The organism is Nocardiopsis sp. KDC1DS13DA1 (genome assembly GCF_055632325.1).
Window position 1 is genome coordinate 22,902 of sequence record NZ_JBVMUY010000021.1, and the last position, 20,881, is coordinate 43,782.

13 protein-coding genes are annotated in these 20,881 nt (G+C 71.7%); 8 read left to right on the plus strand and 5 right to left on the minus strand.

Annotated elements, in window-relative coordinates:
- On the minus strand, positions 1 to 477 hold the full coding sequence (locus ACTVAJ_RS13995) for an acyl-CoA thioesterase (RefSeq protein WP_470388565.1): 477 nt from the start codon (positions 475 to 477) through the stop codon (positions 1 to 3).
- Entirely contained in the window at positions 477 to 6,314 is a 5,838-nt protein-coding gene (locus ACTVAJ_RS14000; RefSeq protein ID WP_470388566.1) for an SDR family NAD(P)-dependent oxidoreductase, read from the minus strand. Before ACTVAJ_RS14000 ends, ACTVAJ_RS13995 begins: the two co-directional genes overlap by 1 nt.
- Before the next feature lie 255 nt (positions 6,315 to 6,569).
- On the opposite strand from ACTVAJ_RS14000, the gene miaA reads away from it, so the two are divergent.
- The 3 genes from miaA (at position 6,570) to ACTVAJ_RS14015 (ending at position 9,837) form a co-directional block, all read left to right on the plus strand.
- Positions 6,570 to 7,580, plus strand: a complete 1,011-nt coding sequence (miaA, locus tag ACTVAJ_RS14005) for a tRNA (adenosine(37)-N6)-dimethylallyltransferase MiaA (RefSeq protein WP_470388567.1) — start codon at positions 6,570 to 6,572, stop codon at positions 7,578 to 7,580.
- A 217-nt stretch (positions 7,581 to 7,797) separates the two neighbouring features.
- On the plus strand, positions 7,798 to 8,547 hold the full coding sequence (locus ACTVAJ_RS14010) for a TetR/AcrR family transcriptional regulator (RefSeq protein ID WP_470388568.1): 750 nt from the start codon (positions 7,798 to 7,800) through the stop codon (positions 8,545 to 8,547).
- A 15-nt stretch (positions 8,548 to 8,562) separates the two neighbouring features.
- On the plus strand, positions 8,563 to 9,837 hold the full coding sequence (locus tag ACTVAJ_RS14015) for a cytochrome P450 family protein (protein ID WP_470388569.1): 1,275 nt from the start codon (positions 8,563 to 8,565) through the stop codon (positions 9,835 to 9,837).
- Between the two features lie 67 nt (positions 9,838 to 9,904).
- On the opposite strand, the gene miaB is transcribed toward ACTVAJ_RS14015, so the two are convergent.
- Positions 9,905 to 11,374 carry a tRNA (N6-isopentenyl adenosine(37)-C2)-methylthiotransferase MiaB gene (gene miaB / locus ACTVAJ_RS14020; protein ID WP_470388767.1) on the minus strand — a complete coding sequence of 490 codons (1,470 nt, stop codon included), beginning with the start codon at positions 11,372 to 11,374 and terminating at the stop codon, positions 9,905 to 9,907.
- A gap of 338 nt (positions 11,375 to 11,712) precedes the next feature.
- Between miaB and ACTVAJ_RS14025 the strand changes: the two genes are divergently transcribed.
- The 5 genes from ACTVAJ_RS14025 to ACTVAJ_RS14045 all read left to right on the plus strand — a co-directional run bounded on the left by ACTVAJ_RS14025 (position 11,713) and on the right by ACTVAJ_RS14045 (position 17,572).
- A complete protein-coding gene (locus tag ACTVAJ_RS14025; protein WP_470388570.1) occupies positions 11,713 to 12,456 on the plus strand; it encodes an amino acid ABC transporter ATP-binding protein in 744 nt (247 codons plus the stop codon).
- Between the two features lie 61 nt (positions 12,457 to 12,517).
- Positions 12,518 to 13,360: a glutamate ABC transporter substrate-binding protein gene (locus ACTVAJ_RS14030; protein ID WP_470388571.1), complete on the plus strand. Its 843-nt coding sequence runs from the start codon at positions 12,518 to 12,520 to the stop codon at positions 13,358 to 13,360.
- 77 nt (positions 13,361 to 13,437) lie between these two features.
- Positions 13,438 to 14,112 carry an amino acid ABC transporter permease gene (locus ACTVAJ_RS14035; protein WP_470388572.1) on the plus strand — a complete coding sequence of 225 codons (675 nt, stop codon included), beginning with the start codon at positions 13,438 to 13,440 and terminating at the stop codon, positions 14,110 to 14,112.
- The gene (locus ACTVAJ_RS14040) at positions 14,109 to 15,146 is read left to right on the plus strand and encodes an amino acid ABC transporter permease (protein ID WP_470388573.1); all 1,038 of its coding nucleotides are present in this window, start codon (positions 14,109 to 14,111) and stop codon (positions 15,144 to 15,146) included. Before ACTVAJ_RS14035 ends, ACTVAJ_RS14040 begins: the two co-directional genes overlap by 4 nt.
- 200 nt (positions 15,147 to 15,346) lie before the next feature.
- Positions 15,347 to 17,572, plus strand: a complete 2,226-nt coding sequence (locus tag ACTVAJ_RS14045; RefSeq protein WP_470388574.1) for a S9 family peptidase — start codon at positions 15,347 to 15,349, stop codon at positions 17,570 to 17,572.
- Between the two features lie 422 nt (positions 17,573 to 17,994).
- On the opposite strand, the gene recX is transcribed toward ACTVAJ_RS14045, so the two are convergent.
- Together recX and recA are read right to left on the minus strand one after the other, a co-directional pair.
- A complete protein-coding gene (gene recX, locus ACTVAJ_RS14050; RefSeq protein ID WP_470388575.1) occupies positions 17,995 to 18,573 on the minus strand; it encodes a recombination regulator RecX in 579 nt (192 codons plus the stop codon).
- Positions 18,566 to 20,842 (minus strand): intein-containing recombinase RecA, encoded by a 2,277-nt coding sequence (gene recA, locus ACTVAJ_RS14055; protein ID WP_470388576.1) that lies wholly within the window; start codon positions 20,840 to 20,842, stop codon positions 18,566 to 18,568. Before recA ends, recX begins: the two co-directional genes overlap by 8 nt.
- Between the last annotated feature and the right edge of the window lie 39 nt (positions 20,843 to 20,881).

Below are 20,881 nucleotides of genomic sequence, written 5' to 3' on the forward strand. Positions count from 1 at the left end.
TCAGGCCACCACCCCTCGCTCGGGGACGCGGCCGACCGCCGGCCCGGATCCGTCCGAGGCGTAGGGGGCGAGGGCCGTGCGCAGTTCCTCCGGCACCCGGGTGGGCACGGTGGACGTGTTCGGCCCCCTCATGCAGGCGATCCGCTGGGATCCGCGGGCCACCAGCGTCTCCCCCTCCGGGTCCAGCCGGACGTAGTCGAAGGAGAACCCCACCTGCGTCTGGGTCAGCTCCCCCAGCCGCATCCGGACGGACAGCTCGTCGAAGGCGGTGATCTCCGCGAAGAACTCGCAGTCCACCCGGAGCGTGAACAGCTTCAGGTCGTCGCGCAGGTCGGCCAGGACGCCGGGGGCCCGCTCCTTGAGGAACATCTCCCGGCAGCGCCCCTGCCATCGCAGGTAGTTGACGTAGTAGACGTTGCCCACCAGGTTGGTCTCCTCGAAACCGACCGTGTGGCGGATCTCGTAGTAGTCGGACATCAGCTCTCCTCTCCGGCCAGGACGGCGAACACCACCGGTTCGGGGGTGTCGTTGAGGGTGGTCGTCCAGGTGGCGACGCGCAGGCCGCCGGAGGCCAGGACCACCCAGCCGTGCTCCAGCACCGCCTCCAGCCTCAGCGCGCGGCCGGTGTCACCCGCCTTGCGCAGGCACTCCAGGGCGCTCCACACGCGGGTCGCCGCGGCGTGGACCGACTCGTCCGCCTCGGCGGCGACCAGGTGCCGCACCGACGCGGACTCCCGGCCCAGCAGCCCGTCCCACTCCTGGTCGGAGCGTTCGAGGACGGTCTCCACGTCACAGGCGAGGCGCTCCCGCCCCACGACCGCCAGGGTCAGTCCGGCCCCGTGGGAGGCGGACACCACCGCGCCGGGAACCTCCGGGCGGCCGTCCGGCCTGCGGCGCACCTTCACGGGGCGGTTCAGCGCCCGGCCGACCGCCAGTTCGGTCCTGCCCCGGCGGTCCTCGGCCCCCTCACCGGAGCGGGGTTCGGGGTCGGGGTCGACGACCACGGCCCTGGAGCCGCCGAGCACGTGTTCCAGTTCCCGCTCCAGGTGGGAACCGAGCAGGGCGGGCAGCCACGGTCCGGCTCCGCCGCTCCTGCGCACCGCGCGCAGCCGCAGGCCCTCCCAGCGCTCGACCGCGCGCCCGGAGGGATCCCGCACGTCCACGTCGTAGACGTAGGAGTCCCCCTCCTGGAACCGTTCGCGGGCCTCCAGGAGGACGCGGTCCGACTCCTGGTCCTCCGGCCGCGCCAGGACGATGCGGTCCACGCCCTCGGGCAGGAGCGTGCCGTCGGGGACGCAGGCCTGGAGGACGTGCATGGCGGCGTCGCGCACGCCCGGGTCGGCCAGGAGCCGCTCCTGGGGCAGGAACGAACCGAACCAGTCGCCCGGTGCGACCGTGGACAGTTCCGCGACCACGTGGCGGGCGCTGGCCCTGCGGTAGGAGAGCAGCCGCTGGAACCTCTTGCCCTGGAAGAGCACGTCCCCGTACATCTCGGCGGGGTCGATCGGCACCCCGGGCAGCAGGGGCGCCGCCTCCTGCGCGCGGTCCTGCCCGTCCCCCGGTTCCGGGCGGGGCCAGCGCAGGAGGGCCCGGAAGTGGTCGGCGTCGTAGCCGGTCTCCTCGCTGCGGATGACGACCTCCACCGTGTGGGCGTCGCGCACCAGGGCGGCCACCCTCACCGTGGTCCGACCCCCGGGACGCACCGCCACGGGGCGCAGGAACCGCGCCTCCTCCATCACCGGCGGCCCCTCGTGGCCGCTGGCCGCGGCCGCCACCTGGGTCATCGCCTCCATGCCGATCACGGCGGGGAAGAGCATGTCCCCGTCGAGCAGGTGGTCGTCCAGGTAGGGGTCGTCGGTCGAGGACAGCTCGGCCTCGGTGACCAGCTCGACCCCCGGGTAGTGCACCAGGACGCGGTCGACGAAGCGGCCGAGGGGGAGTTCGCGCTCCTCCGTCGCCAGCGTCGGCAGCCCGCCGGTACGGCCGCTGACGACCAGGACCGGACCCGCCGAGGGGTCGGCCAGCACCCGGTGGAGGACGGAGATCCCCTCCTCCGCGGACACGGGCGTGATGCCGTCCCGCATCAGGGCCTCGACGACCCCGAGGCGCTCGCCCATCCCCGCTCCGGACCACACCGACCACTCCAGGGCCAGCACCCGCGTGTGCGGGTGTTCCCTCCCGTACTCGACCGTCATCTCGGTGAGCCAGTCGTTGGCGGTGGAGTAGTGCGCCTCACCGCGCAGCCCGGCCCGGCCGATGATGCTGCCGAACGTGACGAGCAGCCGCAGGCGCTCCGGGTCCAGGGCGTCGAGGACGGCCGAGAGCCCGTCGGTCTTGGGCGCGAGCGTGCTCCGGAAGACCGGTGCGGTCAGGCCGCCCACGGCGGTGGGTTCGTTGCGCCCGGCCCCGTGCAGCACCGCCGTCACGGTCCCCAACTCCTCCTGGAGGGACCGCACGGCGCCGCGGACGTCGTCCGCCCGGGTGACGTCGGCGCGAACGTAGCGGTGGCGGACGCCCGCCGCCGTCATCCGCTCCAGGTTGGCGGCCAGTTCGGCGTCCTCCTCCTGGGCCGCGCGGCCCAGGAGGGCGAGCCGGACCCCGTACTCGGTGGCGAGGGAGAGCGCGCACTCGGCCGTGATGCCCTTGCCCCCGCCGGTGACCAGGAGCACGTCGTCCGGGCCGAGCGGGACGGTGCCCTCCCCCGGGGCGTCCGCGGGGAGCGTGGCGCGCAGGACCGGCACGGTGCGGCGGCCCTTCGCGTCGTGGCGGGACTCCCGGTAGGCCGCGGCGGGGGTGGCGGCGGTCTCGGCGACCACCCGGCGCACCGCCTCCGCGCGCTCCTCCGGGGAGTCGGGGACGGGGTCGTGGAGGGTGACCACCGTGGTGGTCACACCGGGCAGCTCCTGGTGCAGCGTCCTGGCCACCCCCGACGCGCCGCGCCGCCCCTGGACCACGACGAACCGCGTCCGCTCCCCCTCCGCCAGCACCGAGCGCGCGGCGTCGAGGAACGTGCCCACGAGGTGGGCGCCGCCGTCGGCGGGCAGGCACAGCAGGACACCGCCGCCGACCCCGGAGAGCGCCTCGCTCAGCGGCTCGGCCAGGGGGTGGTCCGGGGAGGCGTACACGCTCCATCCCGTGCCCTCCGGACCCGCCTCGCCGGGTGCCGCGCCCGCGGGCACGTCCGCGTCGACGTGGGCGACCTCGAAGGCGCGGACCCAGGGAGCCACACCCGGTGCCTGCCCCGCCTCGGGCCGCCCGTCGTCGGTACCCGCCAGCGCGTCGACGGTCGCGGCCAGCTCGCTCAGGCTCGACGTGGCGTACCCCGAGGTCGCCCCCATCGGGGGCATGCCCAGGCGCTGGGTGACCTCGTTGACGATCTGTCCGACCGTGATGGAGCTCAGGTGGAGGTCGTCCAGCGGCCGGGTGTCGTCGCCCACCATGGACTCGGGGAGTTCGACCCGCTCGGCCACGAGCGCGCGCAGGAGTCCCAGCGTGTCCTTGCCCTCGTCCGTCCCTCCGGTCCCTCGCCCCGCGCCGTCCTCGGACGACGCCTCCGGCCCGGCCCCGCCGTCGGTGCGTCCGACACCGGTGCTGGGGGCGGTCTCGCACGGGCTGGCCAGGAACTCGAACTCCTCCGGGAACCCGCGGACCAACCGCCCGGAGAAGAGTGCGCGGACGTCGACGGGCGCTCCGAGGGCGTAGGCCGCGGCCACCGCGCCGAGGAAGGGCCGCAGCGAGCCGGAGTCCGTGTCCACGGAGACGGCGGGGACCTCCGGGACGGCCGCGCCCGCCAGACCGGTGAGGACACGGCCCGGCCCCGCCTCGATGAGCAGGTCCGCCCCCTCGGCCAACCGCGTGACCGCCTCGTGGAAGCGCACCGGGAGCACGACCTGGTCCCGGAGGAGGCGGCGCGGATCGGTGTCGGCGGACAGGTGCGTGCCGGTGACCGTGGAGACCACGCCCGGGGCGGGGCGCCCGAAGTCGATCCCGGCGAGCCCGCGCTCCAGCACCTCGGCGGCGGGCGCGACCAGCGGGGAGTGGAAGGCGTGCGAGACGTTCACGCGTGTGGCGGTGACCCCCTCGGCACGCGCCCGCGCACGGACCCTCTCCACGGCCGCGGAGGTCCCGGAGACCACCGTCTGCTCGGGGCCGTTGTAGCCCGCGACGACCACGTCGGGCTCGCCGTCGATCAGGGCCTCCACCCGCTCCGGCGGTGCCGACAGCCCGGCCATGGCGCCGTCGTCCCGACCGGTCTCCGCCATGGCGCGGCCCCGGACGGCCGCGAGGCCGAGGACGGCGGGGACGTCGAGGGCGCCCGCCCAGTGCAGTGCGGTCAGCTCACCGAGGCTGTGTCCGACCGCCCCGTCGGCACGGACGCCGACGTCGCCCAGAACGGCGAGGGCGGCCAGGGACCCGGCCACGATGCGCGGTTGGGCGACCTCGGTGGCCACCTGGTCCCCGCCCTCCGGGAGCCCGGCCGAGGCCAGGACCTCCTCGGCACGGGCGAAGCGGCGCCGGAACGCTCCGGTACGGCCGTTCCCCGACCCCTGGCCGGGGAAGAGGTAGCGGATGACCGGCGGAGTGTCGCGGTGGGCCAGGAACATCCCCTGGGCCGGGGCGACGACCTCCCTCTCCCCCGCGTCGATCCGTGCGATGAGGGCGGTCACCGCGTGCGAGGCGGCCTCCGGCGAGGAGGCGACGACGGCGGCGCGGGCCAGGCCCCCGGAGTTCTCGGCGGCGAGCGCGGCGGCCAGGTCGGTGAGTTCGGCGTAGGAGAGCCTGGGCAGGACGTCGGCGAGTTCCGCCAGGCGCCGGCGTACGCCGGGGAGGTCACCCGCGTCCACGACCAGCAGCTCGGCGTCCTGCCGCCCGGCCACCAGCTCGCGGACCCGGGCCGTCACCCCCGCGCTCCGGTGGCCGGGGGCGGACTCGACGGCGACGTGCGTGTTGACCCCCCCGAAACCCATCGCCGAGACACCGGCGCGGACGGGCCGGTCCTGCGGCCAGGGCAGTGCGCGGTCGGGGACCCGCAGGGGCGCCGACTCCCCCTCCAGACGCTCGTGGGGGTCGTGGTGGCCGGTCGCGGGCGGGATGACCCGGTGGTACACGGCGAGGACCGCCTTGATCAGGCCCGCGACACCCGCCGCCGCCTTGGTGTGGCCGATGTTGGCCTTGATCGAGCCGAGCGCCGCCGGCGGTGCGGCGGGGTCGGCCGCCGCCCGGCTCCCCCCGAGCGCGGCCAGCTCGGTCGCGTCGCCCAGGGCGGTGCCCGTTCCGTGCCCCTCGAAGTAGCCGACCGTCTCGATCCCGTATCCGGCGCGGCCGTAGGCGCGCTCCAGGGCCCTGCGGTGCCCGCTCTCCTCCGGCCTGGTGATACCGCCGCTGCCGTCGGAGGAGACCGCCCAGCCCGTGATGACGGCGTAGACGCGCTTGCCCTGGGCGAGCGCGTCCTCCTCGCGCATGAGCACGAGCGCCCCGGAGCCCTCCCCGGGCCAGAACCCGTTGGAGTCCTTGTCGTAGACCTTCATCTCGCCGGTGGCGAGTGCCCCGGTCTTGGCGAACCCGATCACCTCGAAGGGGTCGATGGACAGGTCCACCCCGCCCGCCAGGGCCGCGTCCAGGTCGCCGGAGGCCAGGGCGTTGGCCGCCGAGGAGACGGACAGCAGCGACGACGAGCAGGCTCCGTCGACCGTGTACCCGCCGCCGCCGAAGTCGAAGTGGTTGCAGACCCGGCCCGCGATGGTGTTGGACAGCCCTCCGGCGAGCGTGTCCTCGTCGATGCGGGGGAACGGGGACTTGTAGGACTTCTCCAGGTCGGACAGGAAGGCGTCCGCGTCCTCCTCCGCCCATCCGTGGTCGAGCAGGGCGGAGGCCACCGTCCTACGCACGTAGGGCCAGCGCAGCCGCATCGTGTTCGCACGCGAGAACTCACCGGTCAGGCTGTTTCCGATGACCACACCGGTGGACCTCCGGGGAAGGCCCTCGCCCTCCGGGAAACCGGCGTCCTCCAGCGCGCGGGACATCGTTTCGAGGGCGAGCCAGTGCGTCATGTCGGTGGACCGGAAGGAACTCCCGGACACCCGGTAGCGCGCCCTGTCGAACCTGAATCCGCGGAGCACCGCGGCCTTCTCGGAGTAGAAACGATCCTCCGCGGACGGATCCTCCGACCAGTAGTCATCCAGGTTCATCCGCTCCTCGGGCAGCCGCCGGAAAGCCCGCCTACCCGCCAGAACGTTGTCCCACAGATCCGCCGGAGAATTAGCGTCGGGATAACAGAGGCCGATTCCCACAACAGCAATCCTGGTGTTTTCCATACCACACCCGCAGACAATTTCAGAGAATTAACCCACACCAGCCAACACTGAACAATCATGCGCCGGGACGGTTGGCGTGTCTTCTTCCTTTGTGCGCCCCAGCGACACGGGTATTCCATAACAGCGTGATTATTGCTATACGCTCCCGCGGTTCCGTCTCCGGCCGCCGGGCCCGGCCCGCACCGCCCCGGGGCGTCCGGGGAACCGGTCCGGAGGACAGCGGTCCCGGTGGCCGGAGCCCCCTAGGCTGGGAACATGATCAAGGTGATCGCGGTCGTCGGACCGACCGCCGTGGGAAAGTCGGACCTCGCCGTCGAGCTGGCACTCCGGTTGGAGGAACGCACCGGGCTGCGCGGGGAGGTGATCAACGCCGACTCCATGCAGCTGTACCGCGGCATGGACATCGGTACGGCCAAGATCACCCGCGAGGAGATGCGCGGCGTCACCCACCACCTGCTGGACGTGTGGGAGGTCAGCGAACCCGCGGACGTGGCCAGCTACCAGGAGATGGCCCGCGACCGGGTCGAGGAGTGCGCCGAACGCGGTGTCCTCCCCGTCCTGGTCGGCGGATCGGGACTGTACGTGCGCGCGGTGCTGGACCACCTGGAGTTCCCCGGCACCGACCCCGAGGTGCGCGCACGGCTGGAGGGGGAGCTGGCCGACCTGGGCCCCGGCGTCCTGCACGCCCGCCTGGCCGAGGCCGACCCGGAGGCCGCCCGCACGATCCTGCCCGGCAACGGGCGGCGCATCGTGCGCGCCCTGGAGGTCATCGAGCTGACCGGCGCGCCCTTCACCGCCAACCTGCCCGACCACGACACCTCCTACTACCCCTGCGCGCAGATCGGGCTGACCGCTCCGCGCCCCGAACTGGACGCGCGGATCGACAGCCGTGTGGACCGCATGTGGGAGCGCGGCCTGCTGGACGAGGTCCGCCGCCTGGACGGACAGGGGCTGCGCGAGGGCCGGACCGCCTCGCGCGCACTGGGCTACGCGCAGGCGCTCGGCCAGCTCGACGGGGACCTGAGCGAGGAGGAGGCCAGGGAGAGCACCGCCCGCGCCACCCGCCGGTTCGCCCGCCGCCAGGAGTCGTGGTTCCGCCGCGACCCCCGCGTCCGCTGGCTGCCCCACGACTCCCCCGGCCTGGTCGAGCGGGCGCTCTCCCACGTCGAGACCGCCCTGGCCGGACCACGCGCCGAACCGGACGCCACTCTCGTGGACGTGGCCACCCTGACCCCCCGGTCCCCGCACGCCGCGCCCGGCGCCTGACCCGAGCCCGGATCGCCCGCGCACACCGGCGATCCGGGCTCTTCCCGCTCCGCGCGAACACTTGCCACCCGGCTCCTCCTGACCTAGCGTTGACTTCGTGACCAGATTCGAAATCTGGTCACGGGGTCACACGGCGAGGGGAGGCGTGGTTATGGTCATTGCGACGACAGCGGTACACCCAGACCACAGCCGAATCCCCCACGCTCAGGAGTACACCGTGACCCCGTCCACCCAGCCGACGTCCGGAACGGACAAGCGTGTCCAGAGAGCCGAACGCATCCTGGACGCCGCAGGCGAACTCCTCGTCTCCTGGGGCTACCCCAAGATCACCGTCGAGGACGTCGCCCGCCGCGCCGGGATCGGCAAGGGCACCGTCTATCTGCACTTCCCCACCAAGGAGGTGCTGTTCCTGGTGGCCGTGCTCCGTGCCCGGAAGGCGATGATGGACCGGATCCTGGAGGAGGCGCGCCGGTCCCCGGACGGGATCTGGCCGAGTTCCCTCGCCCGGACCGTCACCCTGGAGTCGCACGACTCCCCGATCATCGCCGCGCTGATGACCGGTCGGACCGAGACGCTGGGCACGCTCTCCCGTATCGCCGCCGAGAACAGCGCGGAGCTCCTCACCCGAGGGCGGATCGGTTTCGAAGCCTACTTCGACCTGCTCCGCGACCGCGGGCTCATCCGCACGGACCGCTCGCGCGACGACCAGGTCTACGCCTACTCGGCGGTTCTGACCGGCTTCCTCGTCCGCGAACCGCTCCTGGCCGAGCAGCACGGCCTCACGAGACCGCACACCGGCGACCACGCCGACATCGTGGCCGACACCATCCGCTCCGCGCTCGGCGAGTCCGACGCCGACGGTGCCCTGCGCACCGTCTGGCCCGAGGTCGTCGGCCTCTTCGAGGCACTCTCCCGAGAGACGCGGGCGGAGGTCGAGCGCCACACACACGCCACGCGCGACACCTGACCCCTGGAGGTCCCCATGACGGCCACACCCTCCGCACCCCACGACACCATCAACCTGATGGACCCGGTCTGGAGCTCCGACCCGCGAGCCCTGGTCGACCGCGTCACCGAGGCGGGAGGGTCCGCCCCGGCCCTGTTCGCGGACGGCTTCGCGGTCACCCTCTTCACCGACGACGAGGACGTGCGCACGATCCTGAGCGACCACCGGTTCGTGGTCAACCCCGACAACGTGCGCTCGGGGGCGGTCACGCGCAGCAAGTCCGAGATCTTCGAGGCCATGGGCATCACCCCGGACCTGGCCGCGTACATCACCGAGAACATCCTCGCCATGGACGGCTCCGACCACACCCGGCTGCGCAAGCTCGTGTCACGCTCCTTCACCGTGCGCCGCGTCAACGAACTGCGTCCCAAGGTCCAGCGGATCACCGACGACCTCCTGGCCCGTCTGCCCGAGCACGCCGAGGACGGCGCCGTCGACCTCCTCGCACACTTCGCCTACCCGCTGCCGATCACCGTGATCTGCGACCTGGTCGGTGTTCCCGAGGAGGAGCGGCCCCTGTGGCGGAGGTGGAGCAGCACCCTCCAGAGGTTCGATCCGACCAGGCCCGAACTGATGAACGCCGTGCTGGGCGAGATGATCGACCACCTCAGGGGAATGATCGAGCGACGCCGACGGGCACCCCACGACGACCTGCTCGACGCGTTGATCAGGGAACGGGACGAGGACGGGGGGAAGCTCAGTGAGGCGGAACTGATCGCCATGGTCTTCACCCTCATCATCGCCGGACACGAGACCACGGCCCACCTGATCACCAACGGCACGCACGCCCTGCTCACCCACCGCGACCAGTGGGAGATGCTGCGTTCCGATCCCGATCTGCTGCCCTCCGCGGTCCACGAGATGCTGCGCTGGTGCGGTGTCGCCCTCGTGACCCAGGTCCGCTACGCGACCGAGGACGTGCGGCTCAGGGGCGGTCGGCTGGCCGCCGGCGACCGGGTGGTGGCCGTCCTCATGGGCGCCAACCGGGATCCCAAAGTGCACCCGGACCCGCACCGGTTCGACATCACCCGCCACCACGGCAGGCCCGGCGAGGCGCACGTGGGCTTCGGCCACGGGATCCACTACTGCCTGGGCGCCGCCCTGGCCCGGCAGGAGGGCCAGGTGGCCTTCGGGTCGCTGGTCCGGGCCTACCCGAACCTGGACCTGGCGCCCGGACGCGAGCCCGGGCGGCTGCCCACCCCGGGCGCGCTGCGCTTCGGGGACCTGTACGTCCGGCTCACCCGGGACTGACCACGCCGTACCGGCCGCTCACCGTCCGGCCCCCGGCGCGCTGCCGGGGGCCGCGAGGGAAGCGGGGTCAGGCGTCGCAGCACCCGCCGCCGACGGGGGCGGCGGGCTCGTCCGGGACACCGATCCTGGGCATACCCAGCAGCACGTCGGAGCCGCGCTCCGCGGTCGGCTGGCCGTTGCGGGCCGCCCAGGCGTCACCGGCGCGGGTGCGGCGCAGTCCGCGGACACCGGAGTCGGCCACCAGGTGGTGCGGAGCGGCGTAGGTGACCTCCACGGTCACCGTGTCGCCGGGGCGCGGCTCCTCGCCGCCGCCCACGGCGAAGTGCACCAGGCGGTTGTCGGGGGCCCGGCCGGACAGACGGCGGTGTTCGCCGTCCTTGCGGCCCTCGCCCTCGGAGACCAGCAGCTCGACCTCGCGGCCCACCAGCTTCTGGTTCTCCTCCCAGGAGATCGCGTCCTGGAGTTCCACCAGGCGCTGGTAGCGGTCCTTGACGACCTCCGGCGGCACCTGGCCGTCCATCGTCGCCGCGGGGGTCCCCGGACGCTTGGAGTACTGGAAGGTGAACGCCATCGCGAACCGGGCCTCGCGCACCACGTGCAGCGTCTCGGCGAAGTCCTCCTCGGTCTCGCCAGGGAAGCCCACGATGATGTCGGTGGTGATGGCGGCGTGCGGCATGGCGGCGCGCACCTTCTCCACGATGCCCAGGAAGCGCTCCTGGCGGTAGGAGCGGCGCATGTCCCTGAGAACCCTGCTGGACCCGGACTGCAGCGGCATGTGCAGCTGCGGCATGACGTTGGGGGTCTGGGCCATCGCCTCGATGACGTCGTCGGTGAAGTCACGCGGATGCGGCGAGGTGAAGCGGACCCGCTCCAGCCCCTCGACCTCACCGCAGGCGCGCAGCAGCTTGGAGAAGGCCTGGCGGTCGCCGAACCCGCTGCCGTAGGCGTTGACGTTCTGGCCCAGGAGCGTGATCTCGCTGACGCCCTCGTCCACCAGGGCGCGCACCTCGGCGAGGATGTCCCCGGGGCGCCGGTCCTGCTCCTTGCCGCGCAGCGCGGGCACGATGCAGAAGGTACACGTGTTGTTGCAGCCGACGGAGATCGAGACCCACGCCGCGTAGGCGGACTCACGGCGGCTGGGCAGGGTGGAGGGGAAGTGCTCCAGGGACTCGGCGATCTCCACCTGGGCCTCGCGCTGGACCCGGGCCCGTTCCAGCAGCGCGGGCAGGGACCCGATGTTGTGGGTGCCGAACACCACGTCCACCCACGGGGCGCGGCGCACGATCTCACCTCGGTCCTTCTGCGCCAGGCAGCCGCCGACGGCGATCTGCATACCCGGGTTGGCGTCCTTGACCGGGCGCAGGTGCCCGAGGTTGCCGTACAGGCGGTTGTCGGCGTTCTCCCGGACCGCGCAGGTGTTGAAGACGACGATGTCTGCGGTGGTGTCCTCGGCTGCGCGCGCGTACCCAGCGTCCTCCAGCAGACCGGACAGGCGCTCGGAGTCGTGGACGTTCATCTGGCAGCCGTAGGTCCGCACTTGGTAGGTACGACTCTGGCTCACGGTCCCAGGCTAACCGCTGCGGAGGACGGGCGGTCCCGGCGGAGGCGGAGCCACCGTGTGCGCGCGGCGGCTCCCGGGCGCGCGGGAGGGGCCGGGGCGGTGTCCGCGAACGGCGGGACGGGACGCCCACGTGGACCCGGGGGCCGGGGCGTGGAACCCTGGTGTCAGGAAACAACCACGTCGCGCAGCGGAATCCGACGTAATCCTCCCGAACCATAACGGTTTCGCCGATCACGTCGTAACAAGTCAGCCACTCTGGGACTGGTCCGTGTTTTCGTGATGACACGGCAACATGGGGCCATTAGGTTTCGTGCATGACCTCAACTCCTCTCGTCGTGCTGGAGAACGTCAACAAGCACTTCGGCGAACTGCACGTGCTCCGTGACATCAACCTGACGGTCAACTCCGGCGAGGTGGTCGTCGTCATCGGGCCGTCCGGATCCGGCAAGTCGACACTGTGCCGCACGATCAACCGTCTGGAGACGATCGACACCGGCACGATCACCCTCGACGGGCAGCCGCTGCCCGCCGAGGGCCGCGGTCTTGCACGACTCCGGAGCGACGTTGGCATGGTCTTCCAGTCGTTCAACCTGTTCGCGCACAAGACCGTGCTCCAGAACGTGTCGCTGGGCCCCGTCAAGGTGCTGCGCCAGTCCAGGAGCCAGGCGGAGGCGCGGGCCATGGAACTCCTGGAGCGCGTCCAGATCGGCGAACAGGCGAACAAGTACCCGGCCCAGCTCTCCGGGGGGCAGCAGCAGCGTGTGGCCATCGCCCGCGCCCTGGCGATGAACCCCAAGGTCATCCTCTTCGACGAGCCCACGTCGGCCCTGGACCCGGAGATGGTGCAGGAGGTCCTGGACGTCATGACCGACCTCGCCGGTGAGGGCATGACCATGGTCGTGGTCACGCACGAGATGGGTTTCGCCCGCCGTGCCGCCAACCGCGTCGTCTTCATGGCCGACGGCGAGATCATCGAGGAGAACACCCCGGACGAGTTCTTCACGAAGCCGCAGACCGATCGCGCCAAGGACTTCCTGTCCAAGATCCTGACCCACTAGGTCCGGGCTTCGCGAGCCACTGTTCTCCGCACGAACCAAGGAAGAAGAAGAGGTACCCCGAATGCGATTCCGTCGCACCAGCACCGCTCTGAGCAGCGCCGCGGCCCTCATCGTCGCCCTCACCGCCTGTGGCACCGCCGACGTCGGCGGTGGTGGTGACGACGACGGCGGCGAGAACGGCGGCGAGAGCATCACCATCGGCGTGAAGTACGACCAGCCCGGCCTGGGTCTACTCGAGGGCGAGGCCCCCGTCGGCTTCGACGTCGACGTCGCCACGTACATCGCCGGCGAGCTCGGTTACTCCCCGGACCAGATCCAGTGGGAGGAGGCCGCCTCGGCCAACCGCGAGTCGTTCCTCCAGCAGGGCACCGTCGACCTCGTCGTGGCGACCTACTCGATCACGGACGAGCGCCGTGAGGTCGTCGACTTCGCCGGTCCGTACTACATCGCCCAGCAGGACATCCTGGTCCAGGCCGACAACGAGGACATCAACGGCCCCGAGGACCTCGAGGGCAGGGTCCTGTGCTCGGCCTCCGGATCCCGGTCGGCCCACAACATCGTCGAGGACGGCATCGACGTCCAGCTGCGCGAGGCCGGCAACTACTCCGAGTGCCTGGAGCTGCTCAGCAACGGAACCGTCGACGCGGTGACCACCGACAACACCATCCTCGCGGGCTTCGCCGCCCAGAACCCGGGCACCTACCGGGTCGTCAACAACCCGTTCGGCGAGGAGAAGTACGGCGTCGGTATGCCCGACGGCTCGTCCGAACTCTGCGAGGAGATCAACGCGGCCATCACGCAGATGTGGGAGGACGGCGAGGCCGGCACGTACCTGGACACCGCCTTCGGCGAGACCGACTTCGCCTACGAGGAGTCCGCCCCGGCTCTCGACCCCTGCGAGTGAGACACCGCATCTGACCGTACGCCAGCGGCGGGACCGGTTGCCGGTCCCGCCGCTCGGCCCCTGACCAGCTGGGACCCATGGAAGCCTTTCTCAGCAATATCGACAGGGTTGTCGACGGGTTCTCATGGACCGTCCGGCTCACCCTCCTCAGTGCTTTCTTCTCCTTCGTCCTGGGAGTCCTGCTCACCGCCATGCGGGTCTCCCCCGTCCCGCTCCTGCGCGGTCTGGCCACCGTGTACGTCGAGGGGATCCGGAACACTCCGCTGACCCTCGTCCTGCTGTTCTGCGGGCTGGGACTCAACAGCGCGCTCGGTCTGAGCCTGTCCGGCACCGTGATGTGGGACGTGTTCTGGTGGTCGGTCATCGGCCTGTCCGCCTACACGGCCTGCTTCGTCTCCGAGTCGCTGCGCTCGGGCATCAACACCATTCCCCTCGGCCAGGTCGAGGCGGCCCGCTCCCTGGGGCTGACCTTCACCCAGAACCTGCGCCTGATCGTGATCCCGCAGGCGCTGCGTACCGTCGTCGGCCCCCTGGGCAGCGTGCTCATCGCCCTCACGAAGAACACCACCGTCGCCTCCGTCGCGGGGTTGGGCGTTCAGGAGGCGTCCCGAGAGATGAAGCTCATGTTCGACCAGGGCATCGCGCCGGTCCTGCCGACCTTCGTCGGCTTCGCGATCGGCTTCCTGATCCTGACCCTGCCGACGGGCTACTTCTTCGGTTGGCTCTCCAAGCGTGTGGCGGTGGTCCGATGACCTCCCAGGGAACCGTCCTGTTCGACGCACCGGGCCCCAAGGCCCGTGCGCGCAACGTGGTCTACACGGTCCTCACGCTGTTCCTGGTCCTGATCGGCCTGGCCGTGCTGTACCTCGGGTTCAACCGGACCCTGACGGAGGGGACGGCCCCGCTGTTCTCCTCCGCCACCTGGGCGGTCAACCCCGACGGGCAGTGGACGGCGGACAAGTGGGAGCCGTTCCTGCGGCCGCAGACGTGGACCGACTACGTCATCCCCGGTCTGCAGAACACCCTGACCGCCGCGCTGTCCGCCTCGGTGCTGGCGATCGCCTTCGGCCTCGTGTTCGGTATCGGGCGCCTGTCCGACCACTGGTGGATCCGCGTCCCGGCGGGGGCCGTCGTGGAGTTCTTCCGCGGCATCCCCCTGCTGATGCTGATCTTCTTCACCATGGCGCTGCCCATCGTCGCCTGGCAGGTCTTCAACATCCCCACGGGCACCTTCCAGGTGACGGCGCTGGCCGCGGTCGTCGTGGGCCTGACCCTCTACAACGGCTCGGTCCTGGCCGAGGTGTTCCGCGCGGGGATCCTGGCCGTCCCCAAGGGGCAGTCCGAGGCCGCGCAGTCCATCGGGATGACCAAGTCGCAGACCATGTGGCAGATCCTCGTCCCGCAGGCGGTCTCCTCGATGATGCCCGCCATCGTCGCCCAGCTGGTCGTCCTGCTCAAGGACTCCGCCCTCGGCTACATCGTCGCCTTCCCGGAGCTGCTGCGCAGCTTCACCCTTCTGGCGACCCGCGAGAGCAACGTGATCCCCGCGGCGATCATCTGCGCGATCATCTACATCATCATCAACCTGTCGCTGAGCCGGTTCGCGATCTGGCTGGAGCGGCGCAACGCCGGCCGCGGCCGCCCGTCCGCCAAGCCGGCCGCGACCAGGGGCGCTCCTGTCGGGGTCGGCGCCGCCGGGACCTCGGTCCAGGAGGCCCGGCCCGACGAACCGGAGGCGCACGAGCCACCGGAGGACGGTGAGGGCGACGCGGACCGGGGTCGCTGACCCGCCGCTCCCGACCCGACCGACGGCCCCACCCGCGCGCGGGTGGGGCCGTCGGCGTTGTCGGCACCCGTGGCGACGCTCCGGGGCGGCCGACGCTCACAACACGGACACAAGCGCTCAGGGGACTGCATAGACATGAGTGTGAGGACTAAGGTCGACATGTCATCTGTTTTCCATTCACGATCCTTCCTGAGCGGGACATGTCTGAACTGTCGAGCCCCCACGGCTCCTGGCCCTCTCCCATCAGCGCCGGTGACGTCGCCCGAGGCGTACGCCGGATGTCCTTCCCCTCCGTCGTCGGCGACGAGGTCTGGTGGGAGGAGGAGCGTCCGGAGGAGGGCGGTCGCTGCACCGTCATGCGCCGCGACGCCGACGGCGCGGTCACCGAGCTCCTGCGCGGGCCCTGGGGAGCCGGTACACGGGTGCACGAGTACGGGGGACGCTCCTACCTTCCGGTGCCCCGACGCGACGACAAGGCCCTCACCCGGATGGGCATCGTCTTCGCCAACACCGAGGACCAGCGGCTCTACCTGCTCGAACGCGACGCCGTCGCGCCCAGGCCCCTGACCCCCGCACCCGGGCGGCCCACCGCGCTGCGCTACGCCGACCCGGCCCTGAGCGCCGACGCCAAACAGGTCCTGTGCGTGCGGGAGGAGCACGCGGAGGGGGGCGTGCGCCGCTCGGTGGTGGCCGTGCCGCTGTCCGGCCGCGGCGCGGACGACCCGTCGGCGGTGCGCGAACTGGCCTCGGGTGCCGACTTCTACGCCTCGCCCGTGCCCTCCCCCGACGGGCGGCGCCTGGCCTACGTGCGCTGGAACCACCCCCGGATGCCGTGGGACGGCACCGAACTGCGGCTCGGGCGGCTGGACGAGTCCGGGGTGACCGGGGAGGTCACCCTCAAGGGCGGGGTCGACGAGTCGGTCCTCTCCCCCACGTGGGTGGACACGGAGACGCTGTACCTGGCATCGGACTGGCCCGGGTTCTGGAACCTCTACCAGGCGGGCGTGACCGGGCAGGCGATGGCGCTCTACCCTGCCGAGGAGGAGTTCCACGCTCCGCCCGGGCGCCTGGGCCACCGGTCCTTCGCCCTGCTCGACTCGGGGCGGGTGGTGGTCCTGCACGGGAACGCCGACCTGACCCCCGGCGTGTACGACCCCGACACCCTGGAACTGACCCCCGTCAGCACCGAGTTCACGTCGTGGTCGCAGGTGGACTCCGACGGCCGGGGCGTGGTCGCGATCGCCGCGTCCGCCGTACGCCCCCAGTGCCTGGTGCGCCTGCACCCGGACTCCGGCCGGGTGGAGGTGCTCCGCGAGTCGCTGGACACCCTGCCCGACCCCGCCTACCTGCCCGTCCCCGAACACGTGACCCTGCCCGGACGCTACGGGTCGCCGGTCCACGCGAACGTGTACCGGCCGACCCACCCGGAGGTCTCCGGCGAGGGTCCCGCGCCGTTCGTGGTGTGGGTGCACGGCGGTCCGATCGCGCACGCCTCGCACGAACTGGACCTGGCCAAGGCCTACTTCACGAGCCGCGGCATCGGCGTGGTGGACGTCAACCACGGGGGGTCGACCGGATACGGCCGCTCGTACCGCAAGCGCGTCCACAAGGAGTGGGGCGTGGTCGACGTCGAGGACACGGCCGCGGCCGCCCGCGCCCTCGTGGACCGGGGGGTGGCCGACCCGGGGCGGTTGGCGATCCGGGGACCCAGCGCGGGCGGGTTCACGGCGCTGCTGTCGCTGGCCGGGGACACGTTCGCGTGCGGGGTGTCCTACTACGGGGTCGCCGACCTCCTGGGGCTGGTCGAGACCACGCACGACTTCGAGTCGCGGTTCCTGGACTCGCTCGTGGGCACCCTGCCCGGGTTCGTGGAGACCTACCGGGAGCGGTCGCCGATCAACCGGATCGGCGACATCGACGTTCCGGTGCTCCTGCTCCAGGGCACCGAGGACCGGGTGGTCACCCCGGACCAGGCGTTCGCCATGGCCACGGCCCTGGGGAAACGGGGCGTGCCGTACGCGCTGCTGGAGTTCGAGGGGGAGGCGCACGGGTTCCGCGCGGGCACCTCGCGCGAGCGCGCGCTGGAGGCGGAGCTGGCCTTCTACGCGCGGGTGTTCGGCTTCGATCCGGACGTCGCGCCGCTGACCCTGGAGACCGAACCGCCCGCGCCGCGTCCGGAACCGGAGGAGCCCGCGGCGTCGGACGGTACCGCCGGGGAGGCCGGTGACGAGGCGTCCGCTGCCGGAACCGGCGGTGTCAACGGGGCGGACACGGCGACGGAGGACGCGCAGGAGGGCACCGAGGGTCCGGAGGCCGGGGGCGCCGGGAACGCGGAGACCGGGACGGCTCCGACCGTCGCGGCCGACCGGACGGAGGAGGGGGACACCTCCTCATCGGTGGGCACCGACCGCGGGTCCACCGGCTGACGGCTGTCCACAGGTACGGGCGCGGTCTGGCCGGACGAGCGGATCGCGCCTACGCTCGAATCCGGGGGAGCTGCTCCGCCGCTCGGCGCGTGATGCGCCCCCGGATCGAGTATCCCCCAAAAACACCCCGATCCACCGAACGGGTTCCGCCCTGTGGACGACGGCCGACCGGGGTGCGCCGGATCCGCGTCCGCGCTCTGGTCCCCTCGGTCCGGGTCCGCTCTCCGCTGGCGGGCGCCGGAGGCGGCAGGGCCGTCCCCGTGCCTTGCGAACCCGCTGCGGCCGGCACGGCGGCAGAATGACACAGCACGCGATGTGCGCGTGCGGGAAAGTCCGCGGGGGCCGCCGCCGGGCGTCGGAAACCTCCACCGCGGGCCCCGACCAGCGATGTCGGGACAACCCTCGGGGTGGCCTCTGCCGGGTCACGGGTCCGGCGGGTCCAGGTCGGCCTCGACGCCCTCGCGTTCGAGTTCCTCCCGCACCACCCGGTAGGCCAGCCCCGACGAGTACCCCTTGCGGGCGAGCGCGCCCAGGGCGCGGCGGATCCGGGTGTCCCGCTCCCTGCCCCGGGACACGGCCAGACGTCGGCGGGCGAGGTCGCGCGCGGCCTCCACCTCGTCCTCGTCGGACAGGTGGTCGACGGCGTCGCGCACCGTGTCCTCCGCCACGCCGCGGGTGCGCAGTTCACGGGCGAGGGCCCGTCGGGACAGGCCCCGGCTGTGGTGGCGGGAGGACACCCACGCGTTCGCGAAGGCCGCGTCGTCGATGAGCCCGGCGTCGCCGAACGCGCCGAGGACGGACTCGACGACCTCCTCGGGGATCTCCCGACGCAGCAGGGCCCGCTCCAGCTGGGCCCGGGTGCGCGGGGAGTGGGTGAGCATGCGCAGGCACAGGGCCCGAGCCCTGGCCTCGGGATCCTCCCCGGACGGGCGGGACCCGCCCGGGGAGGCCTCGTCCTCGGGTGACACGGAGCGGTCCTCGGACCGGCGCCGGTCACGCATCCGGGGCGGGCGCCTTGGTGGTCTTGGCCGGGGCGCGCTTGGTCGGGGCCTTGGCGGGGGCGTCCTTGGCCGGGGCGTCCGTCACCGCGGCGTCCCTGGCCGGGGCGGCGGCGTCGGCATCGGAACCGGAGGCGCTGTCGTCGCCCGCGCCGGGCACGCCCAGCTTCTCCTTGATCTTCTTCTCGATCTCGTTGGCCACGTCGACGTTGTCGCGCATGAACCGGCGGGCGTTCTCCTTGCCCTGTCCCAGCTGGGTGCCCTCGTAGGTGTACCAGGCGCCGGACTTGCGCACGATGCCGTGCTCCACGCCCAGGTCGATGAGGCTGCCCTCGCGGGAGACGCCCACGCCGTACAGGATGTCGAACTCGGCCTGCTTGAACGGCGGCGCGACCTTGTTCTTGACCACCTTGACGCGGGTGCGGTTGCCGACCGCGTCGGTGCCGTCCTTGAGGGTCTCGATACGGCGGACGTCCAGCCGGACGGAGGCGTAGAACTTCAGCGCCTTGCCACCGGTGGTGGTCTCGGGGCTGTTGTGCACCATGACGCCGTCGACGAAGTAGTTGTGGTTCCCCTCCACCTCGATGTCGAACTTGCGCATGCTGCGCGTCTCCGGTTTGACGTGGATGTCCAGGATCGGGGACGCCACCAGTCGTTCCACCGGCTCGGTGAGTTCCGGCACCACCTGGCACTGCCCCTGGAAGCGCGGCAAAAGCTTGTAGCTCATGGACTCGTGCACATAAGGGGCCACCAGTTCCTGGAACTTGGCGCTTGCCGCCGTGGTGAACTGGATGGAGTACGTGCCCGCGCTCCCGCTGGCGACGAGCTTGGCGTCGAGTCCGTAGGTATCGCGCAGGTGTTCGGTGAGTCGGTCGCGCGTACCGGGGCTCATGGCCTCGACACAGATCTCGATTCGCCCGCTGCCGCCCTCGGTCCGAGCCTGGACACCCTTGGAGCGCACGGTGAAGCAGCCGTCGTCCATGTACCAGACGGCGAGAGCCAGCGGGGTGATCCGCTTGAGGTACTCCCAGCTCAGGTGCTTCTTACCGTCTCCGAAGTAGACCGCTTCCCGGAGTTCGGCCAGCTCCGGCAACGGGGTGAAGTCGGCGAAGGCCGCGCCCTTGTCATTGGTCGTGCGGGAACAGCCGATGTTGCCCAGGAGAGAGACCTTCCAGTCCAGGTAGTCAGCCTGGGCGGCGCCATGCCCCATCCTGAAACGGGTGCCCTCCCGGCCCCGGGTGTTCGGGGAGAGACTGCCGTCCCCCATCACCGACCCGAGGACCACCTGGAGCTGCTGTTCACTGAGGTGGTGAGTCTGCGCGGTGAGCACTCGATCGCCGGGGAGCAGCTCCCCCGCCTCGCGCCAACCGCCGGGGGTGCGGATGAGGTGGTTCGGGGTCGCAGCGAACTGCGAGCGCCCGTTCTTCCCCGACCGCGCAACGGTGAACTGGAGGAAGTGGTCGGCCACACCGTTGTCGAACCAGTTGACGACCTTGCGGGGAACGACCTCGTCCCGTTCCGGGTCGTAGGAGAGGACCTCGACGTCCATCTTCTGGTTGACGATCTTGCCGATCTTCTCCTGCGTTCCGTCGGCGAGGGTGACCCGGGTGCCGTACTGCATGCACCCGAACATCACGCCCACCTTCTCGCGAAGCTGGTTGATGAAGACGGCGGTGGTACCGGTCTGGTGCAGCGCACCGGCGATCTTGCGCAGCGCCTGGGACATCAGCCGGGCCTGGAGGCCGACGTGGCTGTCGCCCATCTCCCCCTCGATCTCCGCGCGGGGCACCAGGGCCGCCACGGAGTCGACGACGATGATGGAGACCGCGCCGGAGCGGATCAGCATGTCGACGATCTCCAGCGCCTGCTCGCCGGTGTCCGGCTGCGACAGCAGGAGGTTGTCGGTGTCCACGCCGATCTTCTTGGCGTAGGCGGGGTCGAGCGCGTGCTCGGCGTCGACGAAGGCGGCGATCCCGCCCGCCTTCTGCGCGTTGGCCACCGCGTGCAGGGCGACGGTCGTCTTACCGCTCGACTCCGGGCCGTAGACCTCCACGATCCGGCCCTTGGGGATGCCCCCGATGCCGAGCGCGACGTCGAGCGCGATCGCCCCGGTGGGGATCGACTCGATGGGGGGACGGTCGTCGTCACCCAGGCGCATGACGGAGCCCTTGCCGAACTGCCGCTCGATCTGCGCGAGCGCTGTTTCGAGAGCCTTGTCTCGGTCTCCAGATGCCACGGGGTACCCCTGTTGGGTCGATGCCTTCTTCTTCATGATGCGCACGACGCTACGCGGTCGGTACGACAATCGCGA